General features: G+C 74.4%; 16 protein-coding genes. 9 read left to right on the forward strand and 7 right to left on the reverse strand.

Going from position 1 to position 25,535, the window contains the following annotated elements:
• Window positions 1-178 precede the first annotated feature (178 nt).
• The 3 genes from AC3CHW_RS23335 (at window position 179) to AC3CHW_RS23345 (ending at window position 5,285) form a co-directional block, all read left to right on the forward strand.
• Window positions 179-568 (forward strand): hypothetical protein, encoded by a 390-nt coding sequence (locus tag AC3CHW_RS23335; protein WP_187063214.1) that lies wholly within the window; start codon window positions 179-181, stop codon window positions 566-568.
• 5 nt (window positions 569-573) lie between these two features.
• Window positions 574-3,744, forward strand: coding sequence for a substrate-binding domain-containing protein (locus AC3CHW_RS23340; RefSeq protein WP_488467742.1), 3,171 nt, complete (start codon window positions 574-576; stop codon window positions 3,742-3,744).
• 95 nt (window positions 3,745-3,839) lie between these two features.
• The gene (locus AC3CHW_RS23345) at window positions 3,840-5,285 is read left to right on the forward strand and encodes an extracellular solute-binding protein (protein ID WP_488467743.1); all 1,446 of its coding nucleotides are present in this window, start codon (window positions 3,840-3,842) and stop codon (window positions 5,283-5,285) included.
• A gap of 54 nt (window positions 5,286-5,339) precedes the next feature.
• Here the strand turns inward: AC3CHW_RS23345 and map are convergent, their stop codons facing one another.
• Window positions 5,340-6,107, reverse strand: coding sequence for a type I methionyl aminopeptidase (gene map / locus AC3CHW_RS23350; RefSeq protein ID WP_398612043.1), 768 nt, complete (start codon window positions 6,105-6,107; stop codon window positions 5,340-5,342).
• A 188-nt stretch (window positions 6,108-6,295) separates the two neighbouring features.
• On the opposite strand from map, the gene AC3CHW_RS23355 reads away from it, so the two are divergent.
• Together AC3CHW_RS23355 and AC3CHW_RS23360 are read left to right on the forward strand one after the other, a co-directional pair.
• Window positions 6,296-6,583 (forward strand): helix-turn-helix domain-containing protein, encoded by a 288-nt coding sequence (locus tag AC3CHW_RS23355; protein ID WP_488467744.1) that lies wholly within the window; start codon window positions 6,296-6,298, stop codon window positions 6,581-6,583.
• Between the two features lie 251 nt (window positions 6,584-6,834).
• On the forward strand, window positions 6,835-11,133 hold the full coding sequence (locus tag AC3CHW_RS23360; RefSeq protein ID WP_488467745.1) for an ABC transporter ATP-binding protein: 4,299 nt from the start codon (window positions 6,835-6,837) through the stop codon (window positions 11,131-11,133).
• Between the two features lie 61 nt (window positions 11,134-11,194).
• Here AC3CHW_RS23360 and AC3CHW_RS23365 read toward each other — a convergent pair whose 3' ends face one another.
• Window positions 11,195-11,653, reverse strand: coding sequence for a hypothetical protein (locus AC3CHW_RS23365; RefSeq protein ID WP_187063240.1), 459 nt, complete (start codon window positions 11,651-11,653; stop codon window positions 11,195-11,197).
• Between the two features lie 168 nt (window positions 11,654-11,821).
• On the opposite strand from AC3CHW_RS23365, the gene AC3CHW_RS23370 reads away from it, so the two are divergent.
• Window positions 11,822-13,273 (forward strand): S28 family serine protease, encoded by a 1,452-nt coding sequence (locus AC3CHW_RS23370; protein WP_398607415.1) that lies wholly within the window; start codon window positions 11,822-11,824, stop codon window positions 13,271-13,273.
• A 127-nt stretch (window positions 13,274-13,400) separates the two neighbouring features.
• Here AC3CHW_RS23370 and AC3CHW_RS23375 read toward each other — a convergent pair whose 3' ends face one another.
• Window positions 13,401-14,309 carry a LysR family transcriptional regulator gene (locus AC3CHW_RS23375; protein ID WP_187063242.1) on the reverse strand — a complete coding sequence of 303 codons (909 nt, stop codon included), beginning with the start codon at window positions 14,307-14,309 and terminating at the stop codon, window positions 13,401-13,403.
• 158 nt (window positions 14,310-14,467) lie between these two features.
• Here AC3CHW_RS23375 and AC3CHW_RS23380 point away from each other — a divergent pair, with 158 nt between their 5' ends.
• Window positions 14,468-15,493: an EamA family transporter gene (locus AC3CHW_RS23380; protein ID WP_488467746.1), complete on the forward strand. Its 1,026-nt coding sequence runs from the start codon at window positions 14,468-14,470 to the stop codon at window positions 15,491-15,493.
• Here AC3CHW_RS23380 and AC3CHW_RS23385 read toward each other — a convergent pair.
• The gene (locus tag AC3CHW_RS23385; RefSeq protein ID WP_488467747.1) at window positions 15,450-16,328 is read right to left on the reverse strand and encodes a sugar phosphate isomerase/epimerase family protein; all 879 of its coding nucleotides are present in this window, start codon (window positions 16,326-16,328) and stop codon (window positions 15,450-15,452) included. The two genes, AC3CHW_RS23380 and AC3CHW_RS23385, sit on opposite strands and share 44 nt — an antisense overlap.
• Window positions 16,329-16,655: 327 nt before the next feature.
• Complete coding sequence (locus tag AC3CHW_RS23390) at window positions 16,656-17,831, reverse strand: LacI family DNA-binding transcriptional regulator (protein ID WP_488467748.1); 1,176 nt, start codon at window positions 17,829-17,831, stop codon at window positions 16,656-16,658.
• 722 nt (window positions 17,832-18,553) lie between these two features.
• Between AC3CHW_RS23390 and recD2 the strand changes: the two genes are divergently transcribed.
• Both recD2 and AC3CHW_RS23400 read left to right on the forward strand, forming a co-directional pair.
• On the forward strand, window positions 18,554-20,845 hold the full coding sequence (recD2, locus tag AC3CHW_RS23395) for an SF1B family DNA helicase RecD2 (protein ID WP_488467749.1): 2,292 nt from the start codon (window positions 18,554-18,556) through the stop codon (window positions 20,843-20,845).
• A gap of 102 nt (window positions 20,846-20,947) precedes the next feature.
• On the forward strand, window positions 20,948-22,237 hold the full coding sequence (locus AC3CHW_RS23400; protein ID WP_176161763.1) for a citrate synthase: 1,290 nt from the start codon (window positions 20,948-20,950) through the stop codon (window positions 22,235-22,237).
• Window positions 22,238-22,507: 270 nt separating this feature from the next.
• Here the strand turns inward: AC3CHW_RS23400 and AC3CHW_RS23405 are convergent, their stop codons facing one another.
• Window positions 22,508-23,071, reverse strand: a complete 564-nt coding sequence (locus AC3CHW_RS23405; RefSeq protein ID WP_387590374.1) for a TetR/AcrR family transcriptional regulator — start codon at window positions 23,069-23,071, stop codon at window positions 22,508-22,510.
• Between the two features lie 406 nt (window positions 23,072-23,477).
• A complete protein-coding gene (locus tag AC3CHW_RS23410) occupies window positions 23,478-25,022 on the reverse strand; it encodes an MFS transporter (RefSeq protein ID WP_488467750.1) in 1,545 nt (514 codons plus the stop codon).
• Window positions 25,023-25,535 lie beyond the last annotated feature (513 nt).

Raw genomic sequence — 25,535 nt, forward strand, 5'->3', positions numbered from 1 at the left:
AGGGGGAACGTGCGCAACAGCGCGCCGGTGATCGGGGCTTTTCCGTCGCGCCGCATTCCGCGCGCCCGGCGATAAGGTGGCCGCGAATGCGCGACAAACGCCCCACCGTAACAGCATGGTTACGTTCTTCGACGCACTTCTCTGAGGTCTCATAAGGGCGGTGCGAGTATGGGCACTTATGACGCAGAGAAATGAGCAGCGGCGACCGGCGTTGCGGCTCCGGCTGAGTGGGCCCGACACCGATCGGGAGACGGCCGCGCTCCGCGCGTGGCTGGAGCGGGAGCAGCTTCTTGAGCAGTGGACGCGGCAGGGCGCGGTCCGCATCGAGATGCGGACGGTTCCCGTCGAGGACGGCGACGGCCACCCGATGGGCGACGCGAACGAGTTGTTGATCGTGGCGCTGGGCCTGCTGGCCCAGCCGGCCCTGGCCGACCTGTACGACGCGGTCAAACGGGGCGTCAGGACCTGGAGCGAGAACCGCCATCAGGTGGAGGGCGGCACACCGCCCCAGGTCATCGACGAGTGGACGGACGACGCCTCGGACTCCGATGCGGAGGGCGGGGAGTAGGGCTCATGCCGGCATGCGACCCCCGGGGCGGGGGCAACCGGGCGCTGCTCGTGGGCGTGCCCGAGTACGCGCACAAGGCCGGGAAGTACCCCGGCGTGGTGCCGGGCGACCTGCTCGCGGTCCGCGCCAGCCTCGTGGAGTTGGCCGCGACGCTGCGGGCCGGCGGCGTGTTCGCTCCGGACGCTGGTCGCGACCGCCTCTACCACGTCGGCGAGGGCCACGACGGTGACGGCTTCGCCGGTGAGGGCCACGACGGTGACGGTTTCGCCGGTGGGGGCCACGACGGTGCGGGTCGCGACGCTCGCGACGGTGGGAGCGGGGCCGGTGGCGGCGGGTGGGGCGCCGGCGTCGTGTCGGTGGAGCCGTCCGGCACGGACGACTTCCACGTGCTGCTGGGGCAGGCCGCCGCTGAGACCCGGGGCGTGTTGCTGTTCTACTTCGCCGGGCACGGCGCCGTCCCGTTCTCCGGCGACGAGCTGTGGCTGCAACTGCCCGGGGCCCGCACCGTGCCGGGCGAGCAGCAGGTCTTCGTCGGTTCGGTCCCGCTGACCACGGTGCTCAGCGTGCTGGCCACCTCGCCGGCGCGGCAGATCGTGGTGATCCTGGACTGCTGTTTCGCGGGCAACGCCGCGCGCGTCCTGGAGGGGTTCGAGCAGCGGCGGCGGTTCTTCCTGGTCGCCGCGGTCCAGGCGAACCGACGGATCGACGCCGGGCCCGAGCAGACGCCCACGCCGTTCACGGCGGCGCTGCTCGACGTGTTACGCGGCGCGGCCCCGGGGCGCCCCGTGACCTTCTCCACCCTCGGCCCCGCGCTGCGGAAGCGGATGGCCGGCCACCGCACCCTCTCGGGCGAGCCGTGGGTGCCGCAGCTCCGACAGGGCGACCCCGACGCGGACGTCGTGCTGGCCCGCGCCGACGACGAGCCCGTCCCCGCGCCCCGCCCCGCCGCGACCCGGCCGCCCGCCGTACGACAGGACGCGCGCCAACCCGCGCCGCCGGCCCCACCCCCGCCCGAGTCCGAGCCCGTCCCCAATCCGGGCCCCGATCCCGTTCCCGAGCCCGGCCGCGACCTCAGACCCGACCCCGGGGCCGTCCCCCAGCCCGCGAGCGCCCGGCCCGCGACTCCTCAGCCCGCGAGCGCCGGACCCGCGAGCGGCGGGCCTTCGAGCACCCGGCCCACGGGCGCCCACCCCACGGGCGCCGAGCCCGCCCTGGCCGAGCCCGCGACCACCGAGCCCCCGACAGCGGAGCCCTCGCCAGCCGAGCCCTCGTCGCCTGGTGGCCGGACGCGCCGGCGCTGGGCGCCCCGCCCCGCACCGCGCTGGGTGAGCCGCCGCTGGTCGCGCCCGCGCTGGTCGCGGCGCTGGGCGGTGACCACGTCGGCCGCCGCCGCGGTGCTGGCCCTGCTGGGGACGCTGCTGCACGCGGCCGGCGACGGCCCCGCCGCGCGGGCGTGCGCCCCGCCGCAGGAGTTGCGCGTGTTGACCGATCCCGATCTGCACCGGGTCGTGCGCGAGGCCGCCCAGAGCTACACCCTCTCCCGGGCGAACCACCCGGACGGGGCGTGTGCCCGGGTCGGGATCACCGTGTACGCGGCCCGTACCTCGGATGTGATCACCGCCTTCCACGACCTGTCCAACGTGTGGCAGAAGCCCCCGGGCCAGGCCGCCCGCCCCACCGACGGCGCTCCGACTGACGGTGCCGCCACCGCTGGCGCGTCCACGGGCGGCGCCTCCGCCGGCGCCGCCGGTGCGGGCGCCGAGCCGTCCGCCGCGCCGCTGGACCCGCAGCGCGACGTGGGGGCCCAGCCCGACCTGTGGATTCCGGCGAGCGTGGCGGACGTGGAGCGCGCCCACCAGGCCAGTCAGGACGTACGGTTCGTCAACACGTCCCGCCCCATCGGCTACTCGCCCACGGTCCTCGCCCTGCCCGCGCCGCCCGGCAGCCGCGAGACGGGCCCGCGGAGCGGCCGGCTGGCGGACCTGGTCGACGCGTTCCTGGACGGCGGGGACGGCCGGCACGTACGGCGGCCCGACCCCGAGTCGGCCGACGCGGCCCTGTTCGCGACGCGGGCGCTGTACGGGGCCCAGCAGGCCGGTGCCGTGGAGCGGCGGTTGGCGCACGCCGGGCCGCTGGCCCCCGACGGCGCCGGGCTGCTGTGCGCGCTGGCCGGGGACCGGGAGGCCGACCGTGGCACCGCCGCGGTGGTGCCCGAGTACCTGCTGCGCTCCGGCGCCCTGGAGTGCGGGGCCCAGACCCGGGTGCCGCGCCGGGTCGTCTACCCGGACGACGTGCCGGCCCTGGCCCCGGTGGCCGTCTCGCTCGCCTGGGAGGGGGCGGACCAGGACTCCGCCACGGCGCGCGCTCGCGCCGCGGGGATCACAAGCTTCAGCGACTGGCTCACCGGCCCCGAGGGACAGCGCACGCTCCGGACGGCCGGTTTCTGGAGCAAGGACGAGGAGCCGCCGCCCGGCGGCGAGCGCGTGCCCGGCGGGCCCGGCGTGCTGCCGTCGCGCACCGGGCCCACCGGCGCGGACCTCGGCCGCGTCCTGGAGCGCTACCGCGCGGCGAGCGGCCCCGGGCGCGTCCTCTACCTGCTCGACACCTCCCCGTCCATGACCGGCGTGTGGGACGACCCGGACGGCGGGCCGGCGCTGCTCGCGCGCTCCATGGAGGGGCTCGGGCCCCGGGACGAGTACGGCGCGTGGCGGGTGGCCGCGCCCGACAATGCCGAGCGCCCGTACGACACCGGCCTGTTGGAGTTCGGCACGCACGAGGACCGGGCCGCCGTCGAGCGCGAGCTGATGGAGCGGGTACGGCCGACGGAGCACGAGGCGGACCCGTACGGGGCGTTGCGGGACGCGGTCGCCGAGGTGGCCCGGCGCGGCGCGGGCGACGAGCGGCCCGGCGTGGTCGTGCTGCTCACCGACGACGAGGACAACGGGCGCAAGGGCGCGCGGGTGGACCTGGCCGGCCTGTTGGAGGCGGTGCGCGAGCACGGGGTGCCGGTGGCGGTGGTCTCCTTCAGCAGTCGCGGCTGCGACGCGGGCCAGCCGGACCGGCGGATCGCCGACGCCTCCGACGGCACCTGCCTCGACCAGCGCGACGACCAGATGGCGGGGCTGCGCGACGCGGTGGCGCAGACCGTCGAGGGCGATCAGGGGGATGCCGCATGAGGAGACCACGGCGCACGGGGCGCGGCGTCGGCCGGCCCGGCGCGGCGCGCGCCGGGCGCGGGGGGCGTGCGTCGCGGGCCGGGCACGCCGGGCGCGTGGGCCGGCCGCGGCCGGTGGCCCTCCTCGCCGCGCTGTTGACGGTGTTGGCGGCGTTGGCCACGGTCGGCGGCTGCACCACGGGGGACGGCGGGTCGGGCGACGGGGCGGACGACGGCGCCTTCACCAGCGACGGCGACCCCAACGCCATCGTCATCGCCAGCGGCCGGGACATCACCGGTCGTGGCGGGGTGCGGCAGCAACTGGTCGACGCGTGGAACGAACGCAGCCGGCGCTCGGGGTCCCCGCTGCGGGCCCGGCTCGTGGAGCTGCCGGGCACCGCCGACCAGCAGCGCAGCCAGTTGCTCGGCGCGCTCCAGTCGGGCAGCTCGCACTACGACGTCGTCAACCTGGACGTGACCTGGGTGCCGGAGTTCGCCGACGGGCACCTGGTGCGCGAGCTGGACGACTCGCTGCTGGACGGCGACGTGCTGCCCTCCGTCGCGGCGACCGGCCGCTGGCGGGGCTCGACGTACGCCGTACCGTTCAACAGCGACGTCGGGCTCCTCTACTACCGCCCCGACTACCTCAGGGCCGCCGGCGTCAACGCGCCAGGGCTTGGCCCCGAGCCCACCACCTGGGTCGGCTTCAGGAACCTGAAGCAGGCGGTGCTGCGCGCGCACGGCCGAGGCGAACTCCCCGCCGCGTACGCGATGCCGTGGACCACCCAACTCAGCTCGTACGAGGGGCTCACGGTCAACGGCGTCGAGGCGTTCGCCACGGTGGGGGCCAGCGGCGGCGACGCCCCGCTGGTGGACGACGAGGGGCGCTACGTCGGGACCGAGGAACAACTGCGCCTCGGGCTCGGCGAGTTCACCCGGCGCATCGACCGCGCGTACACCCTGGACAGCGCGCAGGAGTCCGACGAGGCCCGGCTGCTGGCCGACTTCGCCGCCGGCAGGACGGCCTTCCTCCGGCACTGGCCGTACGCGTACGGGGTGCTCCACCAGGACCTGCGGGACGGGCGGCTCGGGCTGGCCGCGCTGCCGGGCAAGGCCGTGCTCGGCGGGCAGAACCTCGCCGTCACGCGGCACGCGCCGGCGCAGAACCTCGACGCCATCGAGGACCTGCTGCGCTTCCTGACCGGCCGGAACAGCGAACGGTGCCTGCTCGAAGCGGGCTTCGCCGCGACCCGGGCGAGCGCCTACGAGGAGGGCGGGGCGCGCTGTCCGCGCGGCCCGGCGCGTTCGGCCACGCCGTCCCCCACGGGCGAGGACGCCGACCCGATGCCGCGCACCGAGGACGGCCGGCCCCGGTCGTACGCCGTCGTGCGCAAGGCCCTCCACAGCGCGGTGCTCCGCCCCCGCACCCCGTTGTACGGCGCGTTCACCCAGGTGTTCGCCGGCCAGCTCAGCCGGCTGACCGGTGACGATCCGGACGCGCCGGAGAAGGTGGCGCGCGATCTGCACCGCGCGCTGCGACGCGCGCTGCCCGCGGACCGGTGAGCCGGCGCCCGCGCCGGGTGCGCTCACGTCAGGGTGAGGACGCGCGGCCCGTCGTCACGGCAGGGTGAGGACGCGCGGCCCGTCGTCCGTGATGGCCACCGTGTGCTCGCTGTGGGTGGCGCGGCTGCCGTCGGTGGTGCGCAGGGTCCAGCCGTCCGGGTCGGCCACGTACGCGCCCGAGCCGCCGGCCAGGAACATCGGCTCCAGCGCGAGGACGAGGCCGTGCCGCAGCACGTAGCCCCGGCCCGGTCGGCCCGTGTTGGGCACGGGCGGGTCCTCGTGCATCTGGCGGCCGATGCCGTGGCCGCCGAAGTCGTCGGGGATGCCGTAGCCGGCGGCCCGGCCGACGCTGCCGATGGCGTGCCCGATGTCGCCCATGCGCGCGCCCGGCACGGCCGCCGCGATGCCCGCCGCCAGGGCCGCCTCGCCGGCCTCGATCAGGCGCAGGTCGGCGGGGCGCGGGGTGCCCACGGTGAAGCTGACGGCGGCGTCGCCGGCCCAGCCGTCCACGATGGCGCCGCAGTCGATGCTGACCAGGTCGCCGTCGCGCAGCCGGTAGCCGTTCGGGATGCCGTGCACGATCGCGTCGTTGACGGACGCGCAGATCACGGCGGGGAACGGGCTCGGCGCGAACCGCGGCTGGTAGTTCAGGAAAGGGGAGCCCGCGCCCGCGTCCCGCAGCACGTCGCGCGCCACCTGGTCCAGCTCGGTCAGCCGTACGCCGATCGACGCCGCCTTCCGCACGGCGGCCAGCGCCTGCCCGACGACGCGGCCGGCCTCGCGCATCGCGTCGAGCTCGCCGTCGGTCTTGATCTCCACCATCTCCGCAAGGCCCTTCATGAGTGGGTACGGCGGCCCGGCGCCGGGGCCCGCCCCGCGCCGCCCCGGCCCACTGTTTCGAGGAGCCGCGGGCACGACGGAGGGGCGTCGCCGGTTCGCGGCACGCCAATTTCAATACCGTTATAACTATACCGGCTAGCTTTACCGGCGGCGGTACTAGAATGGCCCGCATGGTGCGCACACCCCTCACTCCGCTGGAACGCGAGCGCGGTCGTCACCTCGGCGCGCTGCTGCGCCAGGCGCGCGGCGAACGCAGCATGACCGACGTCGCCGCCGCGGCCGGGATCTCCGCCGAGACCCTGCGCAAGATCGAGACCGGCCGGGCGCCGACCCCCGCCTTCTTCACCATCGCGACGCTCGCCGTGGCCCTCGGGCTGCGGCTGGACGATGTGGCGGCGCACTGCGCCGCCGTCGAGCTGGCCGCCGACGAGTCGCCCGTGGGCGCCGCGGCGGCCTAGCACCGCGCCGGCGCCGCGCCCGTCCGCCGCCGGACGGCCCCGCCGGCGACCCCGCCCGTGGCCGGTGCGCGGGCGGGGTTTTCGTGGCGCCCCCGCGTGGGGGCGCGGCCGGGCGCTCGCGGGGGCGCGGGCGCGTTAATCGATCGCTTGTGCGCCTCCCGTGCGCGCGTTGGTTTGTAACGGCGGAATGAAATCCGCACGCCACGGCGTTGCAGCCTTCCGGTGATGACCATGAGACGGGGAGGCCGGGAGTGACAGCGACAGCCGCGACGACCAGCGCAGGGCAAGAGGGCTGGGCGCGCAGACTGACCCGTTACTGCTGGCGGTACCGGCGCAACGTGGTCCTCGCGCTCGGCGCGTCCCTCGCCGGAATGGCCGTCACGGCACTCGTGCCGCTCGTGCCGAAGCTGATCATCGACGACGTGATCGTCGCCGGCGACCGGCCGCTGGCTCCCTGGGCGGCGCTGCTGATCGTCGCCGCCCTCGCGGTCTACGGGCTGACCTACCTCCGCCGCTTCTACGGCGGCCGGCTCGCCCTCGACGTGCAGCACGACCTGCGGACCGAGATGTTCCAGTCCATCTCGCGCCTCGACGGCCGCCGACAGGACGAGCTGAGCACCGGTCAGGTGCTCGGCCGTGGCACCAGCGACCTGCAACTGGTGCAGGGCCTGCTGTTCATGCTCCCGATGATGATCGGGAACGTGCTGCTGTTCATCATCTCGCTGGTCGTCATGGTGGTGCTGTCCCCGCTGCTGACCGTGGTGGCGCTGGCCGTGGCCCCCGCCCTGTGGTTCATCGCCTCCCGCAGCCGCGACCGCCTCTTCCCCGCCACCTGGTACGCGCAGGGGCAGGCGGCGGCCGTGGCCGGCGTCGTGGAGGGCGCGGTCACCGGCGTCCGGGTGGTCAAGGGCTTCGGCCAGGAGGAGCAGGAGACCGGCAAGCTCCGCCAGGTCAGCCGCCGACTGTTCGCCGCCAGGATGCGCACCATCCGCCTCAACTCCCGGTACACGCCGGCGCTCCAGGCCGTGCCCGCGCTCGGGCAGGTCGCCATGCTCGCGCTCGGCGGCTGGATGGCCACCCGTGGCGAGATCACCCTGGGCACGTTCGTCGCCTTCTCCACCTACCTGGCGCAGTTGGTGGGCCCGGTCCGGATGCTCACCATGATGCTGACCGTGGGCCAGCAGGCCCGCGCGGGCGTCGAGCGCGTCTTCGAGCTGATCGACACCGAGCCCGGCATAGCCGAGCGGCCGGATGCCCGCCAGTTGCCCGCCGACGCGCCCGCGACGGTCGAGTTCGACCACGTCACCTTCGGCTACGGCGCCACCGAGGACGCCCCGGGCGAGGACGCGCGCGCCACGGACGCCACCGCCGGCGCGGACACCACCGCGGGCGACCCGAGCGCCGCGAAGGAGACGGACCCCGATGCGCCCGGCCCCGGGCGGCGGCCCGTGCTGCGTGACGTGTCGCTGCGCATCGAGCCCGGCGAGACGCTGGCCGTCGTCGGCGCGTCCGGCAGCGGCAAGTCCACCCTGTCGCTGCTGCTGCCGCGCTTCTACGACGTGAGCGGTGGCGCGGTCCGCATCGGCGGGCACGACGTGCGCGACCTGACCTTCGACTCGCTGCGCGCCGCCATCGGCCTGGTGCCGGAGAACAGCTTCCTCTTCTCCGACAGCGTGCGCGAGAACATCGCGTACGGGCTGCCCGAGGCCACCGACGAGCAGGTCCGCACGGCCGCGCGGGCCGCGCAGGCCGACGGCTTCATCAGCGAGCTGCCGGACGGCTACGCCACCAAGGTCGGCGAGCAGGGCCTGACCCTCTCCGGCGGCCAGCGCCAGCGCATCGCCCTGGCCAGGGCGATCCTCACCGACCCGAGGCTGCTGGTCCTGGACGACGCCACCTCGGCCGTGGACGCCCGCGTCGAGCACGAGATCCACGAGGCGCTGCGCGGCGTGATGGCCGGGCGGACGACGCTGCTCATCGCCCACCGCCAGTCAACCCTGGCGCTGGCCGACCGGATCGCCGTGCTCGACCGCGGCCACCTGGTCGACGTCGGCACGCACGACGAGCTGACCGAGCGCTGTGCGCTCTACCGCCGCCTGCTGACCGACCCGGACGAGCTGGGCGACGTGCCACGGGACGCGGCCGGCCGCGGCGTGCGCGGCCCCGGGCCCGACGGCGCCGCCCCCGACGCCCGTGGCTCCGCCATCGCCGGCGCCTTCGGCGGCGAGGCGGCGGCGGCCGGGCTGCTACTGCCCGCTGACCGCCCCGCCGCCGGGCCCTCCGGCGCGACGGGCCCCGACAGCGGCCTCGACGGTCGCCCCGACGGCGACCCCGACGGCCGGGAAGCCGGCCGCCACGGGAGCCACCACCGCACCGCCCAGCGGCGCGCGGCCACCGGCGCGTCGGCCGAGCGCATACCCGACGCCGACGCCGACTTCCGGCTGGCCGAGGAGATCGAGGAGATATCCGAGATATCGGCGGCCGAGACGGCGTCCGGGAACATCCCCGCGGCCCACGCCGACGCCGTCGGGCGGGCCCGCCTGGAGCGCGCCACCGCCGGTACCGTCACCCCCGAGCTGTGGGTGCGTAAGGACGACGCCCCGCGCACGGCCGTAGACGCCGACGCCCCGGCCACCCCCGGTGCCGGCAAGGGCGCCGCGCCCGCCGCCCCGCCCGCGACCACCGCCGGCGCGATGGCCGGGATGCCCGCGACACCCGAACTGCTCGCCAAGGTCGCCGCCCTGCCGCCCGCGAACGACAGCCCCGGCGTCGACGAGCAGGCCGCCACCCGGGCGGAGAGCAGCTACGGGCTGCGCCAGTTGCTGCGCGGCTTCGGCAAGCCGCTCGCGCTGTGTCTGCTGCTCGTCTCGGTGGACGCCCTGGCCGGGCTGCTGCTGCCGGTGCTGATCCGGCACGGCATCGACGAGGGCGTCCAGGAGATGGCGCTGAACGCGGTGTGGGCCGCCTCCGGGCTCGCGCTGTTGGTGGTGCTCGTGCAGTGGGCGGCGCAGGTCGGCGAGACGCGGATGACCGGCCGCACCGGTGAGCGCGTGCTGTACTCGCTCCGCGTCAAGATCTTCGCGCAGCTCCAGCGGCTCGGCCTCGACTACTACGAGCGCGAGTTGAGCGGCAAGGTCATGACCCGGATGACCACCGACGTCGACGCGCTCTCCACGTTCCTGCAGACCGGCCTGGTCACCGCGCTGGTCAGCCTGCTCACCTTCTTCGGCATCCTGGTCGCGCTGCTGGTCATCGACCTGGAACTGGCCCTGGTGGTCTTCGCGACGCTGCCGGTGCTGGTCATCGGCACCGTCTTCTTCCGCCGGCAGAGCGTCAAGGCGTACGAACTGGCCCGCGACCGGGTCAGCGCCGTCAACGCGGACCTCCAGGAGAACGTCGCCGGGCTGCGCATCGTGCAGGCGTTCCGGCGCGAGGAGAGCGGGCGCCAGCGGTTCGCCGAGCGCAGCGACGCGTACCGGCGGGCCCGGGTGCGCGGCCAGTGGCTGATCTCGATCTACTTCCCGTTCGTCCAGCTCCTGTCGTCGGTGGCCGCCGCGCTGGTGCTGATCGTCGGCGCCGGCCGGGTCAGCGACGGCACGCTCACGGCGGGCGCGCTCGTGGCGTACCTGCTCTACATCGACCTGTTCTTCGCCCCCGTGCAACAGCTCTCCCAGGTGTTCGACGGCTACCAGCAGGCCACCGTCTCGCTGCGACGCGTCCAGGAGTTGCTGCGCGAGCCCACGACGACGCCGCTCGCCCAGGCGCCGCGCGAGGTGCGGGAGCTGCGCGGCGACATCGCGTTCGAGGACGTGTCCTTCCACTACGGCCCGGCCGACCAGCCCGAGGAGGCGCTGTCCGGCGTCAACCTGCGCATCCCGGCCGGCCAGACCGTCGCCTTCGTCGGCGAGACCGGCGCGGGCAAGTCCACCCTGGTCAAGCTCGTGGCCCGGTTCTACGACCCGTCGGCGGGCCGGGTGACCGTGGACGGCGTGGACCTGCGCCAACTGGACCTGGCCGGGTACCGGCACCGACTCGGCGTGGTGCCGCAGGAGTCGTACCTCTTCCCCGGAACGGTGCGCGACGCCATCGCCTACGGCCGCCCCACCGCGTCCGACGCCGAGGTGGAGGCCGCGGCCCGGGCGGTCGGCGCGCACGACATGATCGCCCTCCTCGACGGTGGCTACCTGCACGAGGTCACCGAGCGCGGACGCAACCTCTCCGCGGGGCAGCGCCAGTTGATCGCGCTGGCCCGGGCCGAACTCGTCGACCCCGACGTGCTGCTCCTGGACGAGGCGACGGCCGCGCTCGACCTGGCCACCGAGGCGCTGGTCAACCAGGCCACCGACCGGCTCGTCGGGCAGCGCACCACGCTGGTGGTGGCCCACCGGCTGACGACGGCCGCGCGCGCCGACCGGGTGGTCGTGCTGCACGACGGCCGGGTGGTCGAGGACGGCACCCACGAGGAGTTGCTGGCCCTGGGCGGTCGCTACGCCCGGCTGTGGCACGCCTTCACGGGCAGCGACATGGCCACAGCCGGCGTGCTGGGCTGAGCCGCCGCCCCGGGTTCGGCCGACCGGGGCGGCGCGTCACTCCACTGGCGGACACGGCCGGCTACGGCTCCATGCCGCTGGCCCGCGCGATGGCCTCCACCTCGCGGCGGTCCGCCTCCCGCTCGGCGGCCTCGGCGGCCACCCGCTGCTTGTGCCGGCGCAGGAAGTCCGGGTCGTCGGCCCGTTCGCGGGGGACGAGCACCTTCATGCCCTTCGCGTGCGGGCTGTCCCCCAGGTCGACCACGACCCGCTCGTCGTGCGAGGTGAGCAGGCCGAACAGCACGAGCAGTTCGGCCTGCAGGGCGGGCGTGAACAGCTCCCGCTCCTCGGGCCCCATGCCGAGTTCGTACGTGCCGCCGCGCACGGCCGGTGAGACACTCAGCTCGCGGAGCAGCCGCATCAGCAGTTCGAGGGAGCGCGGGTCGACGCGCTGCTCCAGCTCGCTCAGGTACCGCCGCAGTCGTTCGGCCCGTTCGCTCGGCTCGGGGCCGCCCGGCCCCTGGCTTTCCTCTCGGTCCATGCCGACCAGCATGAGTCATCTCATGCGCGGAGGGGAGGGGGCGGCGTGGCGCATCGGGTGCCGGGCGGGCGCGAAGGAGCCCCCGTCGATGGCATGAGCTGGGGCTAGCCCCCGGGCCCGACCGCTTGTAGGTTCACGGCGACCACTGCGAACTCCTGGGAGATCAGCATGCACAAGTCGCTCAGATCGCTGCTCGCGCTGGCGGTGCTCATCGGCACCGTGGGCGTGGGCAGCGTTTCGGCAGGGACGGCCACCGCCGCGCAGCCGGACGAACGGAGCACCACGGCCGCGCAGTCGGAGGACATAAAGGACCGCATCCTCCGCATACCGGGGATGAGCTTCATAGAGGAGAAGCCGTACGACGGGTACCGCTTCTTCGTTCTCAACTACGAGCAGCCGATCGACCACCGGCGCCCGTCGAAGGGGACGTTCAAGCAGCGGATCACGCTGCTGCACAAGTCCGTCGACCGCCCCTCGGTCTTCTTCACCTCCGGCTACAACGTGAGCACGACGCCGCGCCGTAGCGAGCCGACGCAGATCATCGACGGCAACCAGCTCTCCATGGAGTATCGCTTCTTCACCCCCTCGCGCCCGCAGCCGGCCGACTGGAAGAAGCTCGACATCTGGCAGGCCGCCAGCGACCAGCACCGCCTCTACAAGGCCCTCAAGCCGATCTACGGCAAGAAGTGGCTGGCCACCGGCGGCAGCAAGGGCGGCATGACGGCCACCTACTTCCGCCGCTTCTTCCCCAACGACATGGACGGCACCGTCGCGTACGTGGCCCCCAACGACGTGGTCAACAAGGAGGACTCGGCGTACGACCGGTTCTTCGCGCGGGTGGGCAACCGCGAGTGCCGCGCCAGCCTGACGGCCGTGCAGCGCGAGGCGCTGGAGCGCCGCGACCGGCTCGTGGCCCGCTACGAGAAGTGGGCGGACGAGCAGGGCCGCACGTTCAAGGTGATGGGCAGCGCCGACAAGGCGTACGAGAACGCCGTGATCAGCCTGGCCTGGGCGTTCTGGCAGTACAGCCTGGAGAAGGACTGCGCGGACGTGCCGGCGCCGACCGCCTCCGACGACGTGCTGTACAACTACGTCGACAAGATCTCCGGCTTCGACTCCACCACCGACCAGGGCCTGCAGGGCTACACGCCGTACTACTACCAGGCGGGCACCCAACTGGGCTGGCCGACGGTGCGGTACGGCCAGCTGAAGGACCTGCTGCGGTACCCGGGCATCGACGCGCCGCGGCACGCCGTGCCGGCCGAGATCCCGATGACGTTCGACTCCCGCACGATGCGGGACGTGGACTCCTGGGTGCGCCACGACGGTGAGCAGATGCTGTTCGTCAACGGCCAGAACGACCCGTGGGGCGCCGAGCCGTTCCGCGTGGGCAAGCGCAACGACTCCTACGTCTACACGGCGCCGGGCGCCAACCACGGCGCCAACATCGCCGCGCTGCCCGCCGAGCAGAAGGCGAAGGCCACCGCGCGCGTCCTGGACTGGGCGGGCGTCCAGCCGGCGGCCGTGAAGTCCGGCGACCAGACGGCGAAGCCGCTGGCCCCCTTCGACAAGCAGCTCGACCGCCGGGACGTCTCCCGCGAGTCCCTGCTGCGCCCGTAGTGCCGTAGTGCCGTAGTGCCGTAGTCCCGTAGCGCCAGGCCGGTGGGCGGACGTCCGCCGTCGCCGTTGTGGGCGCTGGCGTGACCGAGGGGGCGCCCGGTAGATCCCGGGCGCCCCCTCGCGTGGTTCAGGCGGCGTCGCGACGCGGCCAGTGCTCCTGGAGGAGGCGCACCGCCTCGGTGATGGACGGGCGGCGGGCGGCGCCGGGGCGCCACAGCGCGTACAGGCGGCGCAGCGGCGTCGGTTCGAGCGGTACGACGGACACGCCGTCCGGCACCGGGCCGCGGCCGAGCCGGGGGACCAGCGCGATGCCGAGGCCGGCGGAGACCAGCGCCAGTTGCGTGTGGTACTCGGCGACCTGGTACGCGAGGTCCGGCTCGTGGCCGGAGGCGCGCAGCGTGCGCACCAGCCAGTCGTGGCACACGGTGCCCGGCGGCTGGCAGATCCACCGCTGGTCGGTCAGGTCCGCGCGGCCCAGCACGCGGCGGCCGGCGAGCGGGTGGTCGCGGGGCACCAGGATGTCCGACGGGTCGTCGCCGATCACGACCCGCTGCACGCCCTCGGGGGCCGGCAGCGGCGAGATGTCCCAGTCGTGCGTGACGGCCAGGTCGATCACCCCGCGGGCCACCAGGTCGGGCGACAGGTGCGGGTCCACCTCGGTCAGCCGGGCGTCCAACCCCGGGTGCCGCGCGGTGAGTTCGGCGAGCACGGAGGGCAGCAGGCCGCGCGCGGCCGAGGCGAACGCGCCCACCACCAGGCGCCCCGACGGCTGCCCGCGCCGCTCCTCCAACGTGGTCTCCGCGCGCTCCACGATGGCCAGCAACCGCTGCGCCGTGTCCGCCAACTGCTGGGCCGCGTCGGTCAGGGCGATGCCGCGGCCCCGCCGTTCGAGCAGCGTGGTCCGCGTCTCCCGCTCCAGCTTCGCTATCTGCTGCGACACCGCCGACGGGGTGTAGCCGAGGGCGACGGCCGCCGCGCTGACCGACCCGTGCACGGCCACCGCGTGCAGGGCCCGCAACCGGGCCAGGTCCAACATGGTTCCCCCAGGGGATCGGCGCCGCGACGACGGCGAGCCGCGCGCCACGGCGCGGCTCGCCCGCGGCCGTGGCGGCTGCTGCTTGTAGCACTGCTTCAACCAATCATGCAGATACTCGCGCTGGTGCTACAAGGTTCACTGCGTCGATGCTCGAACCCATGCGACCCGCTCACCTCGCCCTGGCCGTGCTGATCACCGCCGCCTGGGGCGTCAACTTCGTCGTCATCGAGGTCGGCCTCGACCACTTCCCGCCGCTGTTGTTCTGCGCGCTGCGGTTCACGGCCGCCGCGCTGCCCGCCGTGTTCTTCTTGGGCCGGCCCCAGGTGCCCTGGCGCTGGGTGATCGGCGTGGGGCTGGCGCTCGGCCTGGCCAAGTTCGGCCTGCTGTTCGTCGGCATGAACCAGGGCGCGCCGGCCGGCCTCTCGTCGCTGGTGCTCCAGGTGCAGGCGGTGTTCACGGCCCTGTTCGCCGCGTTCGCGCTCGGCGAGCGGCCCGGGCCGGTGCGGCTGCTCGGGATGGGCGTCGCGCTGGGCGGCATCGTGGTCGCGGCCGTGGACGAGGGGACGTCGGGGCCGGTGCTCGGCTTCGCGCTGGTGGTGGCCGCCGCCGCGTTCTGGGGCGTGTCCAACGTACTGACCCGCAAGGCCGCACCGCCCGACGGGCTGCGGTTCATGGTCTGGGTGAGCGTCGTCCCGGTGCTGCCGCTGCTGGCCCTGTCGCTGGTCTTCGAGGGCCCGCAGCGGGATGTGGAGGCGCTGCGGGGCCTCGACTGGAGCGGTCTGGGCGCCATCGCGTTCGTGGCCTGGGGCACCACGCTCTTCGGCTTCGGCGCCTGGGGCTTCCTGCTGCGCACCTACGACGCGTCGGCGGTCGCGCCGTTCTCGCTCCTGGTGCCGGTCTTCGGCATGTCGTCCGCGGCGCTGCTGCTGGGCGAGGGGATCAGTCCGCTGCGCTGGGTGGCCGCCGCGCTCCTGGTCGGCGGCGTCGCGCTGACCTCGTTCGCGGGCGTCGGCGGCGGGCGCCCCACCACCCCGCCGCCGGGCCCGGACTCAGGCCCGGACCCGGCCCCGAAACCCGCCCTGGAACCGGACCCGAATCCGGTCGCGGCACCTGGCCCGGTCGCTCCGGCCGTGGCCCCGGCTACGGGTGCTGGCCCGGCTTCCGCCGCTGGCTCTCCCGCGTGACGGACCCCGTGCCAGCGGCGGCGGCCAGCAGCCCGCGCAGGTGGTCCCGGCCCGCGTCGAGCAGCGTGGGCAAACCGGGCGCCTCCGGGTGCCAGCGCTTCTCGTACTCCCAGCTCACCCAGCCCTCGGCCGGCGCGTCCTGCGCGGCGTCGGCGAAGTTGGCCCGTACGAGCGCGGTCAGGATCGCGGCCAGCGGCAGAGTGCCCCGGCCGAGCGGCAGCGGGGACGTGTCCTCGGCCGAGGCCACGTCCTTGACCTGCACGTAGCCCAGGTGCGGGGCGAGCGCGGCGTGTGAGGCCACCGGGTCCTCGCCGCCGAGCCAGGTGTGCAGCACGTCCCAGACGGCCCCCACGCTCAGGTGCCCGACCAGGCCGAGCACCCGGCAGGCGTCGGCCGCCGTGCGGTGCGAGTCGTGGGTCTCAAGCAGCAGCCGTACGCCGAGGTCGTGCGCGTACGGCGCGACGGCGGCCAGCCGGCGGGCGGCCGTCGCGTCGGCCTCGGCGGGGTCCTGGTCGCCGCCGCCGGGGAAGACGCGCACGTACGGGGCGCCGAGGTCGCGGGCGAGCGCGAGGTGTTGGCGCAGCGCGTCGAGGACCGGGCCGTCGTCGCCGGCCTCGGCGACCCGCACGTAGCCGGCGACGGCGAGCACGGTCAGCCCGGCGGCGCGGAACCGCGCCGCGACGTCGGCCCGTTCGGCCGCGCCGATGCCGACGTGGACCGGTTCCTCGGGGTGGGCCCGCAGTTCGACGCCCTGGTATCCGTGGTCCACGGCGAGTTGTACGACGTCGGGGATCGGCAGGCCGGGCACGCCGAGGGTGGAAAAGGCGAGCTTCACGCGGGCTCCTGAGCGGTCGGTGCGCACGGGCGGGCACGGCGACGCTAGGCAGCGAACGCGACCAGGTCAAACCCGCCACGGGGGCCGGTCGGCCCCTTTTCCGGCTTCCCGTATTCCCGAGCGAGATGCCCTCTCGGGAGCGGGGTCCTTCGGGTGTCCTTCGGGTGTCCTTCGTGCCCGAGCGGCGTCAGTCCCTCCGACGCGGAGGCCCCCTCCTGCCCGACAGGCGTCCTCGACCGTGGCCACCTGGGCGAGCGCTGCCCAGCGCCGCCCAGCGCTGCCCGTCCAAGGCGCCCCCGCCCGAGGGCCGCCCTGGTCGGGCGCGGTTCAGCGGCCGGGGGCGGGGGGTGGCGCGGTCGAGTCGCGGATCATCAGCTCGGCGCGGATCATGGCCACCCCGCCCGGCGGCGGGGCCTCCCGCCCGAGCGCCAGCCGCCCCGCCCGCGCGCCCGCCTCGTACAGGGGCAGCCGTACGGTACTGAGCGCCGGGGCCGCGTCCGCGCTGAACGGCAGGTCGTCGAAGCCGGTGACCGACACGTCCCGGGGGATGCTGAGCCCCATGTCGCGCAGCGCGGCGCAGGCGCCGAGCGCGACCGTGTCGTTGGCCGCGACCAGCGCGGTGATGCCGGGCTCGCGGCGCAGGAGCTCGCAGGCCGCGTCGTAACCGCTGGCCCGGTCGTACGCCCCGTGCACGACCAGCGGCGGCGGTTCGGCCGCCGCCGCCGGGTCCCCGCCCGGCTGGGTCCCCGGCGCCTGGGCCGGGAGGCCGTGCGCGGCCAGCGCGGCGAGGTGTCCCTCAAGCCGGTGGCGGGTGGTGGTGCGTTCGGCGGGGCCCGCGATGTAGCCGACGCGGCGGTGGCCGAGGGTGAGCAGGTGCTCGGTCAGCCGCCTGGCGCCGCCCCGGTTGTCGAAGGTGAGCGCGAGCGCGCCCGCCACCGGGGGCCGCCCGCACAGCACCACCCGGGTGCCGGCGGCGACCAGCCTGGCCACCTTGGCCGCCAGCCGCTCGGTGTGCTCGGGGCCGTCGGCCGCGCTGCCGGTGAGGACGACGGCCGCGGCGCGCTGGCGCTGGAGCAGTGTGAGGTAGGTGAGTTCGCGCTCGGGGGAGCCGTTGGTGTTGCACACGACGGCCAGCTTCTCGGCCGCCGGCGCCGGGCCGGCGGGTCCGGTCGCGACCCTGCCCTGCGGCCCGCCGGGCGCCTGGCCCGGCCCCCACGCGTCGGCGGCGGGAGGGACGGCGGGGCCCATCTCGGACTGGATGGCCCCCGCCATGATCCCGAAGAAGGGGTCGGCGATGTCGTTGACGAGGATGCCGACGAGATCCGAGTTGGCCGCCGCCAGCGCGCTGGCCGGCCCGTTGACCACGTAGTCCAGGTCGTCGACGGCCCGCAGCACCCGGGCCCGGGTCGCCTCCGCGACCGGGTAGTTCCCGCTGAGCACCCGGGAGACGGTGGCCGGCGACACCCCGGCGCGCGCCGCTACGTCGGCCAGGGTCACCGTCATCGCTTCCGCTCCATCCGCCGTCCTTCGCCCTCGCGAGCACTGCCGCCGCCGTTAGCTGGCGTCTGTCCGTTGGCGCCGCTGTCCGTCGCCGCTGTTGTTCGTTTGTTCTCTTCCGCTGCCGCCGTCGCCGAGGTGGTCACCGCGCCCCAGCCCGTGGCCCGTTCGTACGGCGCCGCTCGCGCCGCCGCCGTCCGTGGCGCCGCGGTGGCTGTCGTGGGCCGTTGGTGTTATGCCCCGGCGCAAACCGCCCGTCGCCGACGGCACCGCGCCCTCGCGGCGGCGAACCGGGAGTCCGCCGACGCCGCCGCGGCAGCACGTCGGGGCCCGCGTACCCCGGGGCACCGCAGGGTAGCCGGGCCAGGCCCACGGGCGGGAACCGGGTCGGCCGGGTGCGCCGCGAGCCCCCGACCACGCACCACTCGTCACGGATGAATAACAGCGGGAAATCGTGCAACCCTTCCCGCCCGCAACGGGTCGTATGTGTCATCGGGCTTCCGCGGAGGGGAATCTGGGGGGATTTCGAGCGGAGCCAGTGGAGGGGGAAGCCTGAGGGGCCCGGTCCGTGGACCGGGCCCCTCGTGGCGTACGGGCCCCGCGCGCGGCGGCCGTCGCAGGGGGGACCTCGGGGGTGGGAGGCGGGCGCACGGCCCTTGTGGGGGCGGCCCGTTCGGAGTTATCCACAGGCTCGCACGGGTGTCGGACGGCGGCGGTACGGTCGCCTCATGTTCAAGCTCGCGGTGGTCGAAGGGGTCCTGGAGCGGATCACCTACGCCAATGAAGAGAACGGCTACACGGTCGCGCGGGTCGACACGGGGCGCGGCTCCGGTGACCTGCTGACGGTGGTGGGCTCGCTGCTCGGCGCCCAGCCGGGCGAGTCGCTGCGCATGGAAGGCCGCTGGGGCTCCCACCCGCAGTACGGCAAGCAGTTCACCGTGGAGAACTACACGACGGTGCTGCCCGCCACCGTCCAGGGCATCCGCCGCTATCTGGGCTCCGGGCTCATCAAGGGCATCGGGCCGCGCATCGCCGACCGGATCACCGAGCACTTCGGCGTGGAGACGCTGGACGTCATCGAGCAGCACCCGGAGCGGCTGATCGAGGTGCCCGGCCTCGGCCCCAAGCGCACCAGGATGATCGGCGCGGCCTGGGAGGAGCAGAAGGCCATCAAGGAGGTCATGGTCTTCCTCCAGGGCGTCGGCGTCTCCACCTCCATCGCGGTGCGTATCTACAAGAAGTACGGCGACGCCTCCATCTCCGTCGTGCGCAACCAGCCGTACCGCCTCGCGGCCGACGTCTGGGGCATCGGCTTCCTGACCGCCGACCGCATCGCCCAGGCCGTCGGCATCCCGCACGACAGCCCGGACCGCGTCAAGGCGGGCCTGCAGTACGCGCTGTCCCAGTCCACCGACAACGGGCACTGCTACCTGCCCGAGGAGCAACTGATCGCGGACGCCGTCAAGTTGCTCCAGGTGGACACGGGCCTGGTGATCGAGTGCCTGGGGGAGTTGGCCGAGGATCCGGAGGGGGTGGTCCGGGAGGCGGTGCCCGGGCCCGCCGACGGCGAACCGGTCACGGCCGTGTACCTGGTCCCCTTCCACCGCGCGGAGCTGTCGCTCGCCGGCTCGCTGCGCCGGCTGTTGCGCGGCGACGAGGACCGGATGCCCGGCTTCCGGGACGTCGACTGGGACAAGGCGCTGGCCTGGCTCGGCCGGCGCACCGGCGCGGACCTCGCCCCCGAGCAGCGGGAGGCGGTCAAGCTCGCGCTGACCGAGAAGGTGGCGGTGCTCACGGGCGGCCCCGGCTGCGGCAAGTCGTTCACGGTGCGTTCCGTGGTGGAGCTGGCCCGCGCGAAGCAGGCCAAGGTGGTGCTGGCGGCGCCCACGGGCCGGGCCGCCAAGCGGCTCGCCGAGCTGACCGGCGCCGAGGCGTCCACGGTGCACCGCCTCCTCGAACTCAAGCCGGGTGGCGACGCGGCGTACGACCGGGACCGGCCGCTGGACGCCGACCTGGTCGTGGTGGACGAGGCGTCGATGCTGGACCTGTTGCTGGCCAACAAGCTGGTGAAGGCCGTGCCGCCGGGCGCGCACCTGCTGCTCGTCGGCGACGTCGACCAACTCCCCTCCGTGGGCGCCGGCGAGGTGCTGCGCGACCTGCTCGCGCCGGGCAGCCCGGTCCCGTCCGTGCGGCTGACCCGGATCTTCCGGCAGGCCCAGCAGTCCGGCGTGGTCACCAACGCGCACCGGATCAACTCCGGGGTGCCGCCGATCACCGAGGGCCTGCCGGACTTCTTCCTCTTCGTGGAGGACGACACGGAGGAGGCGGGGCGGCTCACGGTCGACGTGGCGGCCCGCCGCATTCCGGCGAAGTTCGGCCTCGATCCGCGCCGCGACGTGCAGGTGCTCGCGCCGATGCACCGCGGCCCCGCCGGCGCGGGCGCGCTCAACGGGCTGCTCCAGCAGGCCGTCACGCCCGCCCACCCGGACCTGCCCGAGCGCCGCTTCGGCGGCCGGACCTTCCGCGTCGGGGACAAGGTCACCCAAATCAGAAACAACTACGAGAAGGGGGCGAACGGCGTCTTCAACGGCACCGTGGGCGTGGTCACCGCGCTCGACAACGAGGAGCAGCGGCTGACGGTGCGCACGGACGAGGACGAGGAGGTGGGGTACGACTTCGACGAGCTGGACGAGTTGGCGCACGCCTATGCCGTGACCATCCACCGCTCGCAGGGCAGCGAGTACCCGGCGGTGGTGATCCCGGTGACGACCGGAGCGTGGATGATGCTCCAGCGCAACCTGCTCTATACGGCGGTGACGCGAGCGAAGCGGCTCGTCGTGCTGGTCGGCTCGCGCAAGGCGTTGGGGCAGGCCGTCCGCACGGTTTCCGCGGGGCGCCGCTGCACCGCGCTCGACCATCGGCTCGGCGGCGAAGCCCCGCGTTCCGCTTCCGCCGGGTTTCCGGAATCGGCAGTAAGGGGGCAGGATGGACACGATGGCGGCACTGAGTGCCGCAATTAGGCCCGATGGCCGACCCCGAGTGCACGTTCATCGTCCAAATGGGGGAAGGTAGAGCTAGTCAGGGCACCTCGAAGAAGAGGCACAACGTCGGTGAGGGATGACGTGAGCGACAACTCTGTAGTACTGCGGCACGGGGACGGCGAATACAGCTACCCGGTGATCGAGAGCACCGTCGGCGACAGCGGCTTCGATATCAGCAAGCTCCGCGCCCAGACCGGTCTGGTGACCCTGGACTCGGGATACGGCAATACCGCCGCGTACAAGTCCGCGATCACCTACCTCGACGGTGAGCGGGGCATCCTGCGCTACCGCGGTTATCCGATCGAGCAGCTCGCGGAGCGGAGCACCTTCCTGGAGACGGCGTTCCTGCTGATCAACGGGGAGCTGCCGACCGTTGACGAGCTGGCTACCTTCCGTAACGAGATCACCCAGCACACGCTGCTCCACGAGGACGTGAAGCGGTTCTACGACGGCTTCCCCCGCGACGCCCACCCGATGGCGATGCTGTCGTCCGTGGTCAGCGCGCTGTCCACGTTCTACCAGGACAGCCACAACCCGTTCGACGAGAAGCAGCGCCACCTGTCGACGATCCGGCTGCTGGCCAAGCTGCCGACGATCGCCGCGTACGCGTACAAGAAGTCCGTCGGTCACCCGGTCGTCTACCCCCGTAACGACCTGGGTTACGTCGAGAACTTCCTCCGCATGACGTTCTCGGTGCCGGCCGCCGAGTACGACCTGGACCCCGTCGTGGTCAGCGCCCTGGACAAGCTGCTGATCCTGCACGCGGACCACGAGCAGAACTGTTCGACCTCTACGGTCCGGCTGGTCGGCTCCTCGCAGGCGAACATGTTCGCGTCGATCTCGGCGGGCATCAGCGCGCTGTGGGGCCCGCTGCACGGCGGCGCCAACCAGTCGGTCCTCGAGATGCTGGAGAGCATCAAGAACTCCGGCGGCGACGTGGACACCTTCATCCGCAAGGTGAAGGACAAGGAAGACGGCGTGAAGCTCATGGGCTTCGGGCACCGCGTCTACAAGAACTTCGACCCCCGGGCGAAGATCATCAAGTCGGCGGCGCACGACGTCCTCTCCGCCCTCGGCAAGTCCGACGAGCTGCTCGACATCGCGCTCAAGCTCGAAGAGCACGCGTTGGCCGACGACTACTTCGTGGAGCGCAAGCTCTACCCGAACGTCGACTTCTACACCGGCCTCATCTACCGGGCGATGGGCTTCCCGACCGAGATGTTCACCGTGCTGTTCGCGCTCGGCCGGCTCCCCGGCTGGATCGCCCAGTGGCACGAGATGATCAAGGAGCCCGGCTCCCGCATCGGCCGCCCCCGCCAGATCTACACGGGCGTCGTCGAGCGCGACTTCGTCCCCGTGGAGCAGCGCTAACCGGAGGCAGTGGGGCGGCGGGGCGCCATCCGCCCGCCGCGTGCGGACGCGCACCCCGCCCGCCCCGACGCCCCGCCACGCCGGGCAGGCCGCGAAGGGGCCTGCCCGGCGTGCCGCTGCCCGGCCCGCGCCAGCCCTGCCCGGCGTGCCGCTGCCCGGCCCGCGCCCGCCCCGCGCGGCGCGGGCGAGCGGGTCGGCCCGTCCCACCCGCCCCACCCGTCGGAGCAGGGCAAAGCCCCGCCCGCCCGAGCGGGGCTCGGCCTACTCGTCTCACTCGTCCGAGCAGGGCAGCAGCGCGCGCAGCATCTCGTCGAACTCCGTCACGCCCGGCGGGTCGTCGGTGAGCAGCGCCTGAAGCAGGAGGCCGTCGATGGCGCCGACGACGATGCGTACCCGCACCGGATCGTCGGTGTACTTGCGGGCGAAGTCCGCCGCCGCGTCCAGCCACACCTGGGTGACCTCGCGTAGCTCGGGGCGCCGGGCGGCCTGGAGGTAGAGCTCGTACTCGGCCAGGAGCCGACCGGGTTCGGCCGCCACGTCGGCCATGAGCTGGGCCAGCATGCGGCGGCTGTCAAGGCCGCCGTCCGTCGCGAGGGCCAGTCGGCGCATGCGGGCGGCGTCCTCGTGCATCACGCTGGTCAGCGCCGCGCACAGCAGGTCGTCGATGCTGCGGAAGTAGTAGGTGGCCGACGCGTTGGGCAGCTCGGCCTCGCGGGCCACCGCCCGGTGGCTGACGCCCGAGGCCCCGTCCCGCTCGACCACCCGCAGCGCCGCCTCGATCAGCGTCTGCCGCCGCCGCTCGCCCTTGACGCGCCGCCCGTCCGTCGCGGGCACGCCCCCCTCGGCCCGCCCGGACCGGGCCCGCCCCGCAGCCGCCTTCCGCCGCGCACCCTCTCCAGGGGCCGCGCTTTCTTGGGGACCCGGGCCCTCTCCGGCGCCCGCGTCATACCTGGTCACGGGGTCGCCGGGGCCCGCGTCATCCGCGGTCGCCGGGCCGCCGGGGCTCGGGATGCCGCCCGATCCGGCCGCGTTGCTCGCTCCGGCGGCGCTGCCCGATCCGGCGGGGTCGCCCGGGCCGGGAACGCGGCCCGGGCCCGCGGCGGCAGGGGGTTGGCCCGCCACCGCAGGGTCGGGCGACCGGTGGGCGTCGGCGGTGGCGTCGCCGTCGCCGGACTGGTGCGCGGCTTCACGCTCGTTCAGGGCAAGCTCCCGTGGCCCGGGCGGCCGGAACGCGGTGCGTTCAGCCGCAGTCGACGTAGCACTGCTGCCGCTCGTCCGCCTCCCGTGCCGCGTGCGCGGCGGGGCCGTCGGGCGACGCCGGGTCCGACGCGCCGGAGGCGGTGAGTACGGCGTCCGCGCCCCCGGCCCGGCCCGCATCCGCGCGGCCCGCGACCTCCACGCCCTGACCAGGGAGGCCGGGGCCGTGGTGCGCGGCGGACACCCCGTCCGAGAAGTCCGCGCCGCGCGGGGCGCTCCCCGGTTCCCCGTCGGTACGGTCCGTGGCGGCAGCCACCGTGACCGTACCCCCATCGCCTCCCGGCGCGGCGTCCTGGCCGGCCTTCGGCGCGAAGTCGCCGCCGGGCGGCGGCGGGACCGGCCTGGCGGAGACGGCGGCCACCAGCGGGCGGTAGCCCAGCGCCGCGACGGCGACGCAGAGGGCGCCCGCCGTGATGGCCACGGCGAAGCCGCCGCGCGGGCCGAACGCGTCGACCATCGCGCCGGAGAGCGAGGAGCCCAGCGCGACGCCGATGGCGAGCCCCGTCGAGGCCCAGGTCATGCCCTCCGTCAGCCGGTGCGCGGGCACGATGCGCTCGATCAGGTTCATGATCGTGATCATGGTGGGCGAGAAGAAGACGCCCGCGAAGAAGACCGCGACCGTCAGCCCGACGACGCTGTTCACCAGCAGGAACGGCAACGTGGTGGCGGCCGTCCCGAGGATGCCGAGGACCAGCAGGCGCGGCAGCGGCATACGCGGGGTCATGGCCCCGAAGGCGAGGCCGGCGGCGCAGGACCCGACGGCGTACACGGCCAGCACCAGCCCCGTCGCGCCGGGCTGCCCCTGCTCGTCGGCGAACGCCACGCTCACCACGTCCACCGTGCCCACGATCGCGCCACCGGCGACCAGCGCGAGCACCAGGACCCGCAGCGACCCGTCGCGCAGCGCCGACCGCTCCACGGTCTGGGCCGTTCCCCGCGCCGGCGGCTCCGTGTCGCGCTGCATGACGAACAGCGCGACGCCGACGGCCAGCAGTCCGCCGGCGACCAGCGGCCCGGCCTCGGGGAACAACGTCGTGCACAGCAGCACCGAGAGCGCCGGGCCGGCGATGAACGTGACGTCCTCGACCACCGCCTCCAGCGCGTAGGCGGTGTGCAGCCTGGGGGAGTCGCGGTACAGCTCGGTCCAGCGGGCCCGGACCATCGCGGCCATGCTCGGCATGGAGCCCGCGAGCGCGGCGAGCACGAACAGCGTCCACACGGGCGCGTCGTAGTGCGCGCAGAGCAGGAGCAGTCCGAGCGCGACCACGCTCACGCCGGTGACGGGCAGCAGCACCCGGCCCTGGCCGTACCGGTCCACCAGCCGGGAGACCTGGGGGCCGATGAGCGCCATGGCCAGCGTGAACGTGGCGGCGACGGCACCGGCGACGCCGTACTGACCGCGCAGCTCGGACAGCATCGTGATGAGGCCGATGCCGGTCATCGACAGCGGCATCCGGGAGACGAAACCGGCGGCCGTGAAGGCCCGTGCGCCCGGCGCGGCGAAGAGCGCGCCGTAGGGATTGGCCATCGCTACTCCTGACAGAGAAAGTGAGACGATCGTCCAAGTTTCTATCACGGACTCGGTCTTGGCGGGTGAGGTCGCGTGGCGTGAGCGTGGTGCGGCGCCGGGTGTCGGGGCGGTGTCGACGGGGCGCGCGTGAAGAAACGGAAACCGGCCTGCGGGGGCGCGGTGTGAGACGTATCGGGGTGCTGGCCCGCGCTCTGACCTGCCCGCGCGCGGGTGGTGTGGCTGGGGCTACGGGCGGCGCGGCGGGCCGGGATCAGGGCGGGCCGGGCATGCGAAAGCGCCCCGCTACCGATCCCCCCACGGGTCGGAGCGGGGCGCTTTCTGTTCCCCGGTTCGGATTCCCCCCACGGGATCCGGCCGGGAGCCTTGCTGGCCACGAGGGCCAGGCGCCCGCGATCTGCCGGGACGCGTACATGCGGGAGGGCCGCTCAAAGCTCCCCGGTACGTCGCCCCGGCCACGCGCAGTCTGGAAACGTCCCCCAAGACGTCCCAGCACCACCCAGTTAGACTCGC

The sequence above is a fragment of the Streptomyces sp. MGP-BFMKR1 genome (genome assembly GCF_057766585.1).

Excerpts from the sequence above, each read along its gene's own strand:
- AC3CHW_RS23335 (WP_187063214.1), top strand. The coding sequence starts at position 179 with ATGACGCAGAGAAATGAGCAGCGGCGACCGGCGTTGCGGCTCCGGCTG.
- AC3CHW_RS23340 (WP_488467742.1), top strand. The coding sequence starts at position 574 with ATGCCGGCATGCGACCCCCGGGGCGGGGGCAACCGGGCGCTGCTCGTG.
- map (WP_398612043.1), bottom strand. The coding sequence starts at position 6,107 with ATGGTGGAGATCAAGACCGACGGCGAGCTCGACGCGATGCGCGAGGCC.
- AC3CHW_RS23355 (WP_488467744.1), top strand. The coding sequence starts at position 6,296 with ATGGTGCGCACACCCCTCACTCCGCTGGAACGCGAGCGCGGTCGTCAC.
- AC3CHW_RS23365 (WP_187063240.1), bottom strand. The coding sequence starts at position 11,653 with ATGGACCGAGAGGAAAGCCAGGGGCCGGGCGGCCCCGAGCCGAGCGAA.
- AC3CHW_RS23370 (WP_398607415.1), top strand. The coding sequence starts at position 11,822 with ATGCACAAGTCGCTCAGATCGCTGCTCGCGCTGGCGGTGCTCATCGGC.
- AC3CHW_RS23375 (WP_187063242.1), bottom strand. The coding sequence starts at position 14,309 with ATGTTGGACCTGGCCCGGTTGCGGGCCCTGCACGCGGTGGCCGTGCAC.
- AC3CHW_RS23380 (WP_488467746.1), top strand. The coding sequence starts at position 14,468 with ATGCGACCCGCTCACCTCGCCCTGGCCGTGCTGATCACCGCCGCCTGG.
- AC3CHW_RS23390 (WP_488467748.1), bottom strand. The coding sequence starts at position 17,831 with ATGACGGTGACCCTGGCCGACGTAGCGGCGCGCGCCGGGGTGTCGCCG.
- recD2 (WP_488467749.1), top strand. The coding sequence starts at position 18,554 with ATGTTCAAGCTCGCGGTGGTCGAAGGGGTCCTGGAGCGGATCACCTAC.
- AC3CHW_RS23410 (WP_488467750.1), bottom strand. The coding sequence starts at position 25,022 with ATGGCCAATCCCTACGGCGCGCTCTTCGCCGCGCCGGGCGCACGGGCC.